13 protein-coding genes and 2 pseudogenes are annotated in these 14,412 nt (G+C 42.0%); 12 read left to right on the top strand and 3 right to left on the bottom strand.

Going from position 1 to position 14,412, the window contains the following annotated elements; translation table 11 throughout:
- Positions 1 to 212: 212 nt before the first annotated feature.
- Positions 213 to 1,322 (bottom strand): YSIRK-targeted surface antigen transcriptional regulator, encoded by a 1,110-nt coding sequence (locus AT575_RS04485; protein WP_245871457.1) that lies wholly within the window; start codon positions 1,320 to 1,322, stop codon positions 213 to 215.
- 520 nt (positions 1,323 to 1,842) lie between these two features.
- Here AT575_RS04485 and AT575_RS04480 point away from each other — a divergent pair.
- The 3 genes and pseudogenes from AT575_RS04480 (at position 1,843) to AT575_RS11070 (ending at position 3,644) form a co-directional block, all read left to right on the top strand.
- The gene (locus tag AT575_RS04480; RefSeq protein ID WP_102777347.1) at positions 1,843 to 3,168 is read left to right on the top strand and encodes a YSIRK-type signal peptide-containing protein; all 1,326 of its coding nucleotides are present in this window, start codon (positions 1,843 to 1,845) and stop codon (positions 3,166 to 3,168) included.
- A gap of 50 nt (positions 3,169 to 3,218) precedes the next feature.
- Positions 3,219 to 3,341, top strand: a pseudogene (locus AT575_RS10990) (collagen-flanked surface repeat-containing protein); the annotation flags it as partial.
- A gap of 51 nt (positions 3,342 to 3,392) precedes the next feature.
- Entirely contained in the window at positions 3,393 to 3,644 is a 252-nt protein-coding gene (locus AT575_RS11070; RefSeq protein ID WP_129587065.1) for an LPXTG cell wall anchor domain-containing protein, read from the top strand.
- A gap of 86 nt (positions 3,645 to 3,730) precedes the next feature.
- Here AT575_RS11070 and gatD read toward each other — a convergent pair whose 3' ends face one another.
- The gene (gatD, locus tag AT575_RS04470; RefSeq protein WP_102777345.1) at positions 3,731 to 4,519 is read right to left on the bottom strand and encodes a lipid II isoglutaminyl synthase subunit GatD; all 789 of its coding nucleotides are present in this window, start codon (positions 4,517 to 4,519) and stop codon (positions 3,731 to 3,733) included.
- Positions 4,519 to 5,861, bottom strand: a pseudogene (gene murT, locus AT575_RS04465) (lipid II isoglutaminyl synthase subunit MurT). The gene gatD and the pseudogene murT overlap by 1 nt, the downstream one beginning before the upstream one ends.
- A 101-nt stretch (positions 5,862 to 5,962) precedes the next feature.
- On the opposite strand from murT, the gene cdaA reads away from it, so the two are divergent.
- The 9 genes from cdaA (at position 5,963) to ndk (ending at position 14,248) form a co-directional block, all read left to right on the top strand.
- Positions 5,963 to 6,808: a diadenylate cyclase CdaA gene (gene cdaA / locus AT575_RS04460; protein ID WP_102777344.1), complete on the top strand. Its 846-nt coding sequence runs from the start codon at positions 5,963 to 5,965 to the stop codon at positions 6,806 to 6,808.
- Positions 6,809 to 6,811: 3 nt separating this feature from the next.
- Positions 6,812 to 7,768: a CdaR family protein gene (locus AT575_RS04455; protein WP_102777343.1), complete on the top strand. Its 957-nt coding sequence runs from the start codon at positions 6,812 to 6,814 to the stop codon at positions 7,766 to 7,768.
- A gap of 59 nt (positions 7,769 to 7,827) precedes the next feature.
- Positions 7,828 to 9,180, top strand: a complete 1,353-nt coding sequence (gene glmM / locus AT575_RS04450; RefSeq protein ID WP_102777342.1) for a phosphoglucosamine mutase — start codon at positions 7,828 to 7,830, stop codon at positions 9,178 to 9,180.
- A gap of 262 nt (positions 9,181 to 9,442) precedes the next feature.
- The gene (locus AT575_RS04445; RefSeq protein WP_102777341.1) at positions 9,443 to 10,111 is read left to right on the top strand and encodes a GNAT family N-acetyltransferase; all 669 of its coding nucleotides are present in this window, start codon (positions 9,443 to 9,445) and stop codon (positions 10,109 to 10,111) included.
- A 44-nt stretch (positions 10,112 to 10,155) separates the two neighbouring features.
- Complete coding sequence (hemW, locus tag AT575_RS04440; RefSeq protein WP_102777348.1) at positions 10,156 to 11,286, top strand: radical SAM family heme chaperone HemW; 1,131 nt, start codon at positions 10,156 to 10,158, stop codon at positions 11,284 to 11,286.
- Positions 11,287 to 11,296: 10 nt separating this feature from the next.
- Positions 11,297 to 12,028, top strand: coding sequence for an acyl-ACP thioesterase domain-containing protein (locus tag AT575_RS04435; RefSeq protein WP_102777340.1), 732 nt, complete (start codon positions 11,297 to 11,299; stop codon positions 12,026 to 12,028).
- A gap of 12 nt (positions 12,029 to 12,040) precedes the next feature.
- Positions 12,041 to 12,805, top strand: a complete 765-nt coding sequence (locus tag AT575_RS04430) for a TIGR01457 family HAD-type hydrolase (protein WP_102777339.1) — start codon at positions 12,041 to 12,043, stop codon at positions 12,803 to 12,805.
- On the top strand, positions 12,805 to 13,425 hold the full coding sequence (locus AT575_RS04425) for a TIGR01906 family membrane protein (RefSeq protein ID WP_102777338.1): 621 nt from the start codon (positions 12,805 to 12,807) through the stop codon (positions 13,423 to 13,425). Before AT575_RS04430 ends, AT575_RS04425 begins: the two co-directional genes overlap by 1 nt.
- A gap of 385 nt (positions 13,426 to 13,810) precedes the next feature.
- Positions 13,811 to 14,248, top strand: coding sequence for a nucleoside-diphosphate kinase (ndk, locus tag AT575_RS04420; protein WP_102777337.1), 438 nt, complete (start codon positions 13,811 to 13,813; stop codon positions 14,246 to 14,248).
- The last annotated feature ends 164 nt before the right edge of the window (positions 14,249 to 14,412 follow it).

The raw sequence follows: 14,412 nt of genomic DNA, 5'->3' as shown, positions 1-14,412 counted from the left end.
GTAAAAATTGATATGGGTTTGGTCCTCATGGCCAATAATCTACTGAAATACAATAAGAGAATGATAAGAAATTAAAAACAGAGAATCACATCAAACGTGAGTCTCTGTTTTTATTAGTTATGAAGACTTTTGTCCCAGCCTCCTCTTTTTTCTATTCTCCTACGATATATCCTTTATAGGTGATTTTTGATACTGTTTTGGGGACATGCCGACTACTGATTTGAAGGAGCGGGAGAAGTGGGCCACGTCGGAGTAGCTAGGGAGTTGCTGATGTCGGTGACGGAATTCTGGTTGCGCAACATGATTTTGGCTTCTTCCATTTTCTTGCGGCGGATGTATTGCTGGATGGAGCAGGACATCTCTTTGCGGAAGAGTTTACGAATATTGGATTCGGAAAAATGAAACTCTTTGGCGATACTTTCTATCAGTATTTTCTTGGATAAGTTGGCGTTGATATAGCGGAGGATATTGGAGACCAAGTAGGAATAATGGTTAAAGTGACCGATTTTTTGGGTAAACAATATGATAGCCGACTCCCGCAGTAATAAGACTTCCGATGCCTTCTGGCATTTCTCACATTTGCCGATATAATAATCCCGGGTGTGGTGGGCATAGGTGTGGTCGACCCCGGTCTTGATGGCCAGTTGTGATAGTTTTTCAAAGAGGATAATGGAATAATTTTTTTCTGACCGTAAGTCCTTGTGGTAGCTGGCCGGGGTTAGGTCCTGGGCCAGATACTTTTTCACTTCTTCCAGCTTGCCACGCTTGACGGACTCCAAGAGTTGAAATTCAAAGTCAAAAGCTTCCTTGTCCTTGAGATGGCATTGTTGAATCAGATTTTCCGATAATTCTTGCCGGATCTCACTTAGGATTTGGTTGGTCAGTTGTCTCTGGTCTTTTTTTAAAAAATGCATCTGCTGGGTAAAGAAATAGTGAATCAAATGGAGAAAATGTGGCAAGTCAAGGCTGATTGCAGTCTCCTGGTCACTTAAGGATTCGAAACAGCCCTCGTCAACGGCATAGACCTCCGCCAAGCCTTGTTCCGGAATTTGGCTTTTTGTCACCTGAAATGGACCAAATAAAAAGAGTTCATTTTGCAAGGGGTAAAGTGCCAAAACCTGATTGCTAGGTGTTTTTAAGAGAGAAAAGGGAATCAAGGACTTGCGATTGCTGATGACAGCTAACTGGGCTAAAAGCTGAGGCCGTAAGCTAATATCCGAGACCAGATGAAAGCAGCGGATCAGCTGATATTCCGAATTTAAGACAAAAATAGGAATCCTTAAGCAAGTGTGCAAGGATTCGAGTAAGGGATGTTGATACATGTGATTGACTTTCTGTTTTAGGAAATAAACTTCTGAGAAAGCAGCAGTCTATGAGGCGATTCGGTTATGTAAGCGGGTTTTGCAAGGGGTGAACGGTCTATCAAAAATAGGATTTAAAATGAAAAAGATATGGTATAAATCGTTTTGAAAACTGTTCTCGGTATAAAGCATAGATTTCATCACCCCAAAAGGATTAAGGAGACCTCATAGACAGGTTACTTTCCTAGTTCCCTAGATTAACAGATAAGGGAAACAGAACCAATTCAAAAATAATAAAAAGATAAGAAAAATGACAATAAAATGAAAACACAAAATAATTTAGTCATAATGACCAAAAAAGGCAAAATAGTGGCATTTTGAGCAAGTGAGGGCTGTCAAAAAGTGGCATGATAAATGGTGGTTATGATGACCTATCAAAACTTCATTTTTACTATAATTAGAAATAAATGAGTGAAATACTAGGTCATCATACCTAATAAAAATATGGACTCTTTTAGGAGAGTAGAATAGGAGTAATGTCATGACACAGAAGAAAACTGTTGACAAACAACGTTTTGGCATCCGTAAGTACAGCTTCGGTGCCGCATCCGTATTATTAGCCACTGTCTTTGCCATGGGAATGCATAGCACAACAGCACACGCACTTGTACCAGGAGCTGGGGTACCCGTTCCTGGAGTCCCTGGAACCGTAGGCGTACCAGGAGTAGGAGTTCCAGGCGTTGGGGTTCCTGGTGTAGGAGTACCGGGAGTAGGTGTACCAGGCGTGGGCGTACCAGGAGTAGGAGTACCAGGAGTAGGAGTACCAGGAGTTGGAGTTCCAGGAGTAGGGTCATACAATGGATACGACAATGGATTTTATAGTGGGGGATATGACTATAGTTTAGGTGGTTTATATTCTCCAGCTTATGCTCCTGGTGCGCAAGGTCCACAAGGTAGAGATGGTGCTCAAGGTCCTGCAGGTCCTGCAGGTCGTGATGGTCGAGATGGAGCACCTGGCTTACCTGGAAATCCTGGATACAATGGATACAATGGATATAATGGAGCACCTGGCAGAGACGGCCGAGACGGTCGAGTTGGAGCTCAAGGTGAAGCAGGTCGCGATGGTCGTGACGGTGCTAAAGGTCGTGACGGACGAGATGGTCAAAAAGGTGAGCAAGGTATTGCAGGCCGTGATGGTTTACCAGGTCCAAAAGGGGATAACGGACGCGATGGTCGTGATGGAGCCAAAGGTCAAGATGGTCGAGAAGGCAAAAAAGGTGAACAAGGTGAAGCAGGTCGCGATGGACGTGACGGTGCTAAAGGACGTGATGGTCGAGATGGTCAAGACGGCAAAGCTGGAACAGATGGTAAAAACGGTAAAGCTGGAACAGATGGTAAAAACGGTAAAGCTGGAACAGATGGTAAAAACGGTAAAGCTGGAACAGATGGTAAAAACGGTAAAGCCGGAAAAGATGGCAAAGCTGGAACAGACGGCAAAGATGGTAAAGCCGGAAAAGATGGTAAAGACGGCCAAGCTGGCCAAAACGGCCAAGACGGTAAAAACGGTAAAGCCGGAAAAGATGGCAAAGCTGGAACAGATGGAAAAGACGGCAAAGCTGGCCAAAACGGCCAAGACGGTAAAAACGGCCAAGCTGGAAAAGACGGTAAAAACGGCAAAGCCGGAACAGATGGAAAAGCCGGCAAAGACGGCAAAGATGGTAAAGCCGGCAAAGATGGTAAAGTCGGAAAAGACGGCAAAAATGGTAAAGCTGGAACAGACGGAAAAAACGGTAAAGCTGGTCAAGATGGTAAGGCCGGCGTGATGGAAAAGATGGAAAAGATGGAAAAAATGGACTTGACGGCGTAAACGGACGCGATGGTCGTGACGGACGTGATGGCCGTAACGGTAAAGACGGTGAGTCTCCAATTATCAAGGGCAGAAACAATGGTGACGGAACTTATACTATCATTTTATTGAACCCAGACGGAACAAAATCTGAATTTACCCTTCATGATGGTAAAGACGGAAAAGATGGTCAACCAGGTAAAGACGGAAAACCAGGCCTAAACGGTAAAGACGGTCGCAACGGTATGGATGGTAAAGCTGGTCAAGATGCCAGCCAAAAAGCTGAAACTAAAGAAGAAATGCCATCAGGCAAATCAGTTGCAGAAAAAGTTATGCCAACTGGTATGGGAAATGCTAAAGCTCCTAGTCAAAACCCTTCAGCTAGCGAACAATTACCTTCAACTGGTGACTCCGTTAACCCATTCTTCACTGCTGCTGCTTTAGCAGTTATGGCTAGTGCAGGTATGGTATCTGCTCTTAAAACAAAAAAAGACTAAACATTAAAGACATTAATCTACCCTTTCATGATAGTAAAAAAGCCTCTGAGGAATTGCTCCTCGGAGGTCTTTTCAAATCATAAGCTTTACTTTTCGAATTCGGCCTTGCTCTTAACATCAGCATACTCTTCGGCAACTTCCTTAGCTAGGATGTCTTGGTAGGCTGGCAAGTTAAGCTCTTGGCCATACTTATTTTTTAAGGCAGTAGTAATCAGGCGATAGGCCAAGTTAACATTGCGAGAAAGGATTGGTCCGTGGAAGTAAGAGCCATAGACATTCTTGTAGTGAACCCCCTCCGTGCCATCTTCCTTATTATTGCCGTTACCGTAAACCACATTGCCCAGTGGTTTCTCATCGTCAGATAAGAAAGTCCGTCCTTGGTGGTTTTCAAAGCCGTAATAGGTTTCGTCAAAGTCAGCATTGTGAATCTTGATATCACCGATGAAACGGTTGTTTTCCTGGTTCAAGGTGTAGTGGCCCATAACCCCGATGCCGTCAATTCTAACACCGTTGGCTTGAACGTAGTACTGACCAAGTAATTGAAAGCCCCCGCAAATGGCCAAAATGACCTTATCTTGGTTGATGTAATTGGCGATGGCTTCTCGTTTTGAAGGTAAATCTTTGGCCACAATCGACTGCTCGTAATCTTGACCGCCGCCGAAGAAAACCAAGTCGTAGTGATCCGCGTCAAAAGCGTCGCCAATAGACAGGATATCGACCGTCATCTTAGCGCCTAGCTTTTCAGCCACATACTTGAGCATGAGGACATTGCCGTTATCGCCATAGGTGTTCATCAAATTGCCGTAGAGGTGGGCCATATTAAGCTCATAGCTGTAGTCCCGGTTGCCAGGAGATTGTAGTGAAGTGTATGTCATTAGTTCATCTCCTTTCCGACTAGGTGTTGGTTGGCGAGGATTTGGCGGAATTCAAGCATAGCAGTATAGGTCGCTAGGATATAAGCATGTTTAGCTTCTTGTTGCTGAATAGCAGCCATGACATCCTCAAGTTTTTCCAGCTCAGTGATTTTGTTTTCCTCATAGCCTGAGACCCGAAGTCTGCGAGCAATTTCCGAGTGGCGGACGCCTCCTGCATTAACTTCGGTGATGTCCATGTCATTGATCAGCTCAAAATTGGCATCCCAAATCCATGAGGTATCGATACCGTCAGCATAGTTGGCATTAAGCAAGACTGATAAGCTAAATGGATAATCTGCTAATTTAATCATTTCTAAGGCCTGACTAGCGCCAACTGGGTTTTTAATCAAGACTAAGGTACAAGATTTATCTCCAATCGTGAAGGTTTCCTGACGCCCAAAGACAGCCCTGCTCTTGTCGAAACCAGCTTTGATTTCATGCGGGTCAACGTCAAAGAACTCAGCTACAGCTACAGCAGCCAAAGCATTATAAATGTTATAAAGGCCACCGACATTAATCTTGTATTCTTGTCCGTCAATGACAAAGGCTGAAGAAGAATTGGTTAATTCTGTTAGCTCTGTCAATTGGTAATCTAAAGCTGGACGCTGGAAGTCACAGTTAAGGCAGACGTAATGGCCCAAATTAGCATAGGTATATTGCTTGTATTGCAAAATATGCTCACATTTAGGGCAGAGAATCCCTTCAGTATTGTAATGGGCCAATTGTGGCTCATGTGATTCCGTATTAAAACCATAGTATTTAATGGGATTGATAACATCTTTTGAAGCAAAAATTGGACTGTCGCCATTAGCCAAAATGGTTGCCTTAGGAGCATTTTTAGCCCCATCAAGAATCATTTGGTAGGTGGTATAAATTTCCCCATAACGGTCCATTTGGTCACGGAAAATGTTAGTAAAAACAAAAAGGCTAGGGGTAATGTATTGCGTCACTTTAGGTAAACTGGCTTCATCAATCTCTAAAACAGCAATCTTTTTGCCGTTTTTGCCAGGCTTAGCCGAAAGGAAAGTCGATACAATCCCTGTAATCATATTAGCCCCACTTGGGTTCGTTAAAACTTCTCCGTAGCTTCTTTTAAAATGCCAACAGTAAGTGCAGTGGTCAAGGTCTTCCCGTTGGTCCCTGTCACTACAACAATTTCATAATCTTTAGCTAGGGTATCTAGAATGGCTTGGTCAAACTGTAAAGCCAATTTTCCAGGATAGGTTGAACCCCGGCCCATACTTTTTAGCACAGTCTGTGCTGTTTTTCCGGCAGTAATGCCCATTAAGGTCTTCATTTTCATGTTTATATTTTAACATAGAATTGGCGATTTTAGATACAGAAAAACTTTAAGAAACATGTTATAATGTTTAAGATATCTATTTCACATAGAAAGAGAGTAGTATGAGTAATCTTAGTAATATCGACGCTCGTTTTATACAAAGTTTATTTGCCGACCCTTGGCTACTGACGGTCCATCTTTTAGACATCCTCATAGTAGCATATGCCATTTATCGGTTTATCAAGGCCTTGGCAGGCACAAAAATCATGTCCTTGGTTCAAGGTGTTTTACTCTTTATCGTTCTCCGCTTTATCGCGGAATGGGTAGGACTAACAACCATTACTTATCTGATGAATCAAGTCATCACCTATGGGGTCATTGCTGCCGTCATCATCTTTGCACCGGAAATTCGGGCAGGTCTCGAAAAATTTGGGCGCTCGACCCAGGTATTTCGACCTAAAGAATTAATGAGTGATGAAGAGAAACTGGTAGATGCCGTTGTAAAATCAGTAGCTTATATGAGTCCCAGGAAAATTGGTGCCTTGATTGCCATAGAACAGGCACAAACCCTGCAAGAATACATTTTAACAGGGATTCCTTTGCATGCCGATATTTCTAGCCAATTGTTAATTAATATTTTCATCCCTAACACGCCATTGCATGATGGGGCCGTTATCATATCTGACAATAAAGTCTTATCAGCATGTTCTTATTTACCACTGTCAGAATCCATGTCGATATCAAAAGAGTTTGGAACCCGGCACCGGGCAGCTATCGGTTTATCAGAGAATTCGGATGCCATCACAATTGTTGTTTCAGAAGAAACAGGCGGGATTTCCATCACGCGTAAAGGACAGTTTTTGCACGATTTAACGAAAGAAGAATTTGAGTCTGTTTTACGCTCACATCTTATTAAAGCTGGCAAAGCCAAAGAACCTTGGTATAAAAAATGGTTGGGAGGCAAATAAGGAATGAAAAGATTTTTTAACAGTCGCCTCTGGTTAGGGTTAGTTTCTATTTTCCTAGCCATTGTTCTTTTCTTAGCGGCTGCATCTAGTAATGTATCAAATACCAATAGTCAACTTTATAGTCCAATTGAAACTTACACACACAGTTTAACCGATGTCCCTATCGACCTCAAATATGATAGTGACAAATACTTTATCAGTGAATATTCTTACGGTGCCCAAGTTTATCTAACTTCTACCAACCGAATCAAGTTAGATTCTGAAGTTAATAGCGACACTCGTAATTTTAAAATTGTGGCTGATTTATCCAAAAGTAAGCCCGGTAAAGTAACAGTTCCACTTAAGGTCAACAATTTACCATCTGGCGTTGCGGCAAAGGTGACACCGGACAAGATTTCAGTAACCATCGGTAAGAAAAAGACCAAAACTTTTTCTGTTAGCGGCAGCGCAGATCCAAAACAGGTTGCGCCTGGCTATGAAATTGCTGAAATTTCAACCGGCCTTAGTAAGGTCGAAGTCACTTCTGATGAATCAAAAATCGATTTAATAGATCATGTTGTGGCTAAACTGCCTGATGATGTGAATCTAAAGGAAGATTATAGTGACGAGGTGACCTTACAGGCCGTTTCTGCGGACGGTACCGTATTAGCCAGCACCATCAGTCCAGCTAAAACCAATCTTAAGGTTTCCATCAAAAAACTAACAAAGTCAGTGCCGATTCGCATGTCGATGGTTGGGACAGTTAATGGTAGTCTAGCCTCAATCACACCAAAATTATCTCGACAAACGGCGATAATTTCAGGACCTAAAGAGGTCTTGGACAATACCTATGAAGTAATGGCTGAATTTGACATTTCAGATGTTACGAAAAACACCAATAAAACAGTGAGTCTTAAGGCTGATGGCCTTACCGTTGAACCAACTTCGGTAGTCGTTCAGTTGACAACTAAAAAGAAATAATAGATAATATCAAAGGAAATTTGAAACGGAGGAAGCGTCTAGGCGCTGATGTATAAATTATGGGTAAATATTTTGGAACAGACGGTGTACGTGGAGAAGCAAATGTTGAGTTAACACCGGAATTAGCATTTAAATTAGGTCGCTTTGGAGGCTACGTCTTAAGCCAACATGAAACAGAAAGACCAAGAGTTTTTGTGGCAAGAGATACCCGCATTTCAGGTGAAATGTTAGAATCTGCTCTTGTTGCAGGTTTGCTATCTGTTGGAATTGAAGTATACAAATTAGGAGTTCTCGCAACACCAGGTGTTTCTTACTTAGTAAGAACCGAAAATGCCAGCGCTGGTGTTATGATCTCAGCCAGCCACAATCCAGCATTGGATAACGGCATCAAATTCTTTGGTAGCGACGGCTTTAAATTAGCTGATGACCAAGAATTAGAAATTGAAGCTCTTTTAGATGCTGCTGAAGATACCCTTCCTCGCCCAAGTGCTGAAGGGTTAGGAACACTTGTAGACTACCCAGAAGGCCTACGAAAATATGAAAAATTCTTAGTCTCAACTGGTCTCGACTTAGACGGCATGAAAGTTGCCCTTGACACTGCCAACGGAGCAGCATCAGTATCAGCGCGTGATATCTTCCTAGATTTGAACGCTGATATCGCTGTTATCGGTGAAAGCCCAAATGGTCTTAACATCAACGATGGCATCGGCTCAACTCACCCAGAAAAACTTCAAGAATTGGTCATCGAAAATGGCTCTGATCTTGGTTTGGCTTTTGATGGAGATAGTGACCGTTTAATTGCGGTTGATGAAAAGGGCCAAATTGTTGACGGTGATAAAGTCATGTTTATCATTGGGAAGTATCTATCAGAAAAAGGACTCCTTGCGCAAAACACCATTGTTACGACAGTAATGTCAAACCTTGGTTTCCACAAAGCCTTAGATGAACACGGCATTAATAAAGCCATCACCGCAGTCGGTGACCGCTATGTCGTCGAAGAAATGCGTAAAAACAAGTATAACCTTGGTGGCGAACAATCAGGACACGTCATCATCATGGATTACAACACAACGGGAGACGGCCAACTAACAGCTATCCAATTGACCAAGGTCATGAAAGAAACAGGCAAAACCCTGTCAGAATTAGCTAGTGAAGTAACCATCTACCCACAAAAATTAGTTAACATTCGTGTTGAAAATAGCATGAAAGACAAAGCTATGGAAGTCCCAGCCATCGCAGCTATCATTGAAAAAATGGAAGCTGAAATGCAAGGCAACGGCCGCATCCTCGTAAGACCAAGTGGAACAGAACCATTACTCCGCGTCATGGCAGAAGCACCAACAGACGAAGAAGTCGACTATTATGTTGATACCATCGCCGATGTTGTCCGCCAAGAAATCGGAATTGACTAAAAAAGATATTTCAAAGACTATTTCAATACTTTGTCTGAGCGATAGTGATCAGAAAAATTAACAATTTTATTTCATACATTATTGAAGCTAGGACAAGTCTGTTCTAGCTTCAGTCATTTCAACGATCTGCTTTTTGCTATCACTTAAACTAAAAAATATTGAAAATGAGATGATAAAAAGGATCGTTAAACCGATAAAATCTCATATTCTCAATTTCTCAACTAGAAAATTAAAAATTCATTTTATAAAAAAGGAGACCTAAATGGAAGCGAAAATCCAAGAAATTCTGAAACGTTTGGATCCTCAGGCCTCTGCCTATTTTAAAGAAATCATTCCTGAATACCAAAAGGGTTATGTTGATTACATTTACCAATCAGACATTTGTTCGGTTCAGAAGCGTCGTCTCAAGTACATGTCCAAGCTTTTTCAGGTCTGGCAGAAGAAGCCTTGGTATTACATCATGCCCCTGACTCAACATTCTGCTGAAATCATTGCTAAGGATTGGCAATACCCAGCCCCATATGATTTCTATGACCTTGCTGCGGATCCTGAAGATTATGCGGAGATAATGGATCCCGAGCTCCGTCAAAACAGCTACTTTCAGGTCATCCGCAATGGGATTCTCTTTGGCTTTGCCTCATTCGAGAAGCAGGGCTCAGAGCTGGAAATTGGTCTAGGCATGGCCCCCAAGTGGACTGGTCAATCCCATGGCGCAGCCTTCTTAAAAGCCATTGAAGAATACGCCCAAGCCAATTATCAAGCCCAAACTTTGGTCCTTAATGTTGCGACATTTAATAGCCGAGCCATTAAATGTTATGAAAATCTAGGATACCAAGCTGAGACCACTTTCAAACAAGCCACAAATGGCAGTGTCTACGACTTTGTCAGAATGACCAAAGCAGTAGAGCAAGACCCCAGCAGTAAGAATTAATCTTGCCAGATTCCCCTTTAAAGCAAAAGTGGTATAATAATACTATGAAGAAAAAACCAAGTTCAGCTTACGTGCACATTCCCTTTTGCACACAAATTTGTTATTATTGTGACTTTTCCAAAGTCTTTATCAAAAATCAGCCTGTCGATGCCTATCTTCAGGCTCTTATTGCTGAATTTCGTTCTTATGACATCAAGCAATTGAAGACCCTTTACATTGGTGGTGGTACCCCAACAGCCATTACCGCCAAGCAATTGGACTACCTGCTGACAGAATTAACCAGAGATTTGGACCTATCAGTCTTGGAAGAATTCACCATCGAAGCCAATCCAGGGGACCTAGACGCCGAAAAAGTGGCAGTTCTCAAGAAATCAGCCGTCAACCGCATCAGTCTGGGTGTCCAAACCTTTAATGATAAGCATTTAAAACAAATTGGTCGCAGCCATAATGAAGCGCAAATCTATGAAACCATTGAGAGCCTGAAAGCTGCTGGTTTTTATAATATTTCGATCGATTTAATCTATGCCCTACCTGGCCAAACGCTTGAACAAGTCAAGGAAAATGTGGCCAAGGCCCTGGCCTTAGATATTCCCCATCTCAGTCTCTATAGCTTAATCCTGGAACATCACACGGTCTTTATGAACAAGATGCGCCGGGGCAAACTTAACCTGCCAACAGAAGATTTGGAAGCTGAAATGTTCGAGTACATCATCACTGAAATGGAAGCCAATGGCTTTGAACATTACGAAATTTCCAACTTCGGCAAGCCCGGTTTTTTCAGCCAGCATAACCTCATGTACTGGAATAATGACGAGTATTACGGCTGTGGTGCCGGAGCTTCTGGCTATCTGGACGGCATCCGTTACCGCAACCGGGTTCCCATCCAACACTACCTCAAGGCCGTGGCCGAGGGCAATGCCCGCCTGACCGAAGAGGTCCTGACCATGGAAGAGAAGATGGAAGAAGAACTCTTCCTAGGCTTGCGGAAAAAGACAGGCGTTTCCATCCCTCAATTTGAAGCTAAGTTCCCTTATTCTTTTGAAGAAAGGTACGGCCAAATTGTGAAAGAACTGGTAGCCGATGGGCTCCTAGTTGATGACCCCCAAAACGTGCGCATGACCAAACGAGGCCTCTTCTTAGGGGACTCCGTAGCAGAGAAATTTATCTTACAATAGGAGAATTAACATGGGATTACAATACCAAGAAAGCTTTACCATGCCTTTTGACTTGTGTGACGTCAAACACGACGCCAAATTACCTTTATTATTGGCCTACTGTTTAACAGTCTCAGGTCGACAGTCAAAAGCCCTAAATAGAAGTGATGGTTATGTTTTAGATCAGTTCAATCTCATTTGGATTATCACTGATTATGAAGTAAAAATCACGCGCCTACCAGTTTTCAATGAGACCATCACTATCAAAACTGAAGCTGTTTCATACAATAAATTATTCTGTTACCGTCAATTCTATATTTATGACCAAGAAGGTAATCAACTAGCAGATATTTTAACCTTTTTCGCCCTCATGAATCCAGAAACACGAAAAGTTGCGACCATTCCTGAAGCATTAGTTGCTCCATTTGAATCCGAATTTGTAAAAAAAATGCGCCGTGCCTTTAAGCCGGAAGCTTTGGAAAATCCAATAGAAAAAGACTATCATGTCCGTTATTTCGACATTGATATGAACGGCCATGTCAACAACAGCAAGTACTTGGATTGGATGTACGACAGTCTAGGCTATGATTTCCTCAGACACCATAATCCTGTCAGCCTGCGCCTCAAATATGTTAAAGAAGTGGCACCAGGTGGCCAGATTACATCCCGCTTTGTCCAAGATGATTTAACCACCCGACATGAGATCAAATCGGATGGTCAAGTAAACGCGCAAGCCATTATTGAATGGATGAGAATTGAGTAAAAGGAGTTAGCAGTGACCTACAAAGGCTATTTAATCGATTTAGATGGAACGATTTACAAAGGAAAAGAGCGCATCCCCGCAGGTCAGCGTTTCATCCAAAGACTGCAGGAGCAGAATATCCCTTATCTTTTGGTGACCAATAATACCACGCGGACACCGGAGATGGTGCAGGACATGCTATCGACCCAGTTTGACATCGAGACCCCATTAGAGACCATTTACACGGCAACCATGGCCACAGTGGACTACATGGATGACATGAATCGCGGCAAAACTGCCTATGTTATTGGCGAAACGGGCCTCAAAAGTGCCATCGCCCAAGCAGGATACCAAGAAGATAGCGACAATCCGGCCTATGTTGTGGTCGGCCTGGACACCCACTTGACCTATGAAATGCTCTCTGTGGCGACCTTAGCTATCGCAAAAGGTGCCCTTTTCATTGGAACCAACCCAGACTTGAATATTCCTACGGAAAGAGGACTCATGCCGGGTGCAGGTTCCTTAGTTGCACTATTAGAATCAGCTACCCGTGTCAAACCAGTTTTTATTGGAAAACCCAATGCTATCATCATGAACAAGGCCTTGGATATTCTAGGGGTTCAACGCTCAGAAGCCATCATGGTTGGCGATAATTACTTGACAGATATTATGGCAGGCATCCAAAATGATGTGGCAACATTACTTGTGACAACCGGTTTCACTAAGCCAGAAGAAGTACCTAGTCTTCCAGTTCAACCTGATTACGTGATGGCTAGTTTAGATGAGTGGGAGCTGTGATGAAAGAAAAATTACAAATGCTATCAACTTTCATCTGGGTACTCTCATTATCTGTCCTTTTAACCATTTATTTGGCCTGGCTTTTCTATCCCATCGAAGTGGATCTTTTGAAGATTACAAAAGTGGTTTTTATGACAAAAAAATCTATTCTTTATAACTTCAACGGCCTCATGGACTACTTGACCAATCCCTTGGTCAAGTCCTTAAAGTTTGCCAGCTTCACAGCCTCTAAAGCAGGCTTAGCCCACTTCGCAGACGTCAAAGGACTATTCCACCTAGCACAGGCTTTGTTTATCCTCTGTTCCCTACCAGCTCTGCCATTCCTCTCAAAAAATATCAAAGCAAAAACACTAGGACTCTATCGTCGCTACTTGGGGTTGGCTATTATCTTACCTCTAGCTGTCGCGATCATGGCATTACTCATCGGCTTCGATAATTTCTTTGTCCTCTTCCATCATATCCTCTTTGCCGGCAAGGACAACTGGTCCTTTGACCCCCTAACCGATCCCATCATTTGGATTCTCCCAGAAACATTCTTCATGCATTGCTTCATTCTCTTTTTCGTCCTTTATGAAGCTATTTTCATCGGACTATTTGGGATAAGCAGGAGAAGGAAATAATGAAAATAAGTTCTAAAGAGAGCTTGTTTTTTTTTGGAAATAAAATTTAGGAAAAGGGGCTACTTTCTTTGAACCAAAATGGAAAGTTTCAAACTATAATAAAACAATCTCATTTTCCCCTTTTCTCATGAAAAGGGCTTTTTTGACTTTCATTAAAGCTTTTGTTAAATTTTATCCACAGCTATTTTGATTATGAATATTTATTACATAAAACAAATTGAAAATGCATATTTCATTTACTGTTTTCATATATTTTCCTTGAAAATCTTTCTGTAAAAACATTGTAAACAAAGGGTTTGTAGGTGTTTTTAGCCTATTTTTGATTTTTTATTTGCAAGCCCTTACATATGTGTTATAATGAGAAAAAATAAGAGGGGAACTTCTAATGGAAAAAACATTTTTTATGATAAAACCTGATGGTGTAAAACGTGGCTTAGTTGGCGACGTTCTTACTCGTATGGAAAAACGTGGGTTTACTTTTGACCACCTTCAATTGGTAACACCTTCTAAAGAACAATTTGACCAACATTACTATCAATTGGTTGATAAACCATTCTATCCAGGCATGATTGATTATATGATGAGTGGTCCAATCCTTATCGGTATTATTTCTGGTCATGAAGTGATTGAATCTTGGCGGACGATGATGGGAAAAACAAATCCTAAAGAAGCGGCACCTGGTACAATTCGTGGTGATTTTGCTCAAGCACCTAATGATAAGGGTGAAATGATGAACGTTGTTCATGGTTCAGATTCTCGTGATTCAGCTAAACGTGAAATTGAACTTTGGTTCGGTAAAGAAGCAGCTGAAGAAGTTAAATAATAAAAAAAGAATAGCTATACTTTAGTCAGTACTTGGAATTTCGGCTCTATAATTTCTGTAGTGGGTAAATCCTCAAAAGAGATTATAGGTCTTTTTCGTTATTGAAATTTTTCACACCAAAAAAGTCCCATATGATCTATAATGAAAAGCGACTAAACCATCAT

Origin of the sequence: Streptococcus penaeicida (assembly GCF_002887775.1) — a bacterium.
Taxonomy (GTDB): Bacteria; Bacillota; Bacilli; order Lactobacillales; family Streptococcaceae; genus Streptococcus; species Streptococcus penaeicida.
Note: the sequence above shows the minus strand (reverse complement) of the source record. Positions and strands in the feature narration are given on the sequence as shown.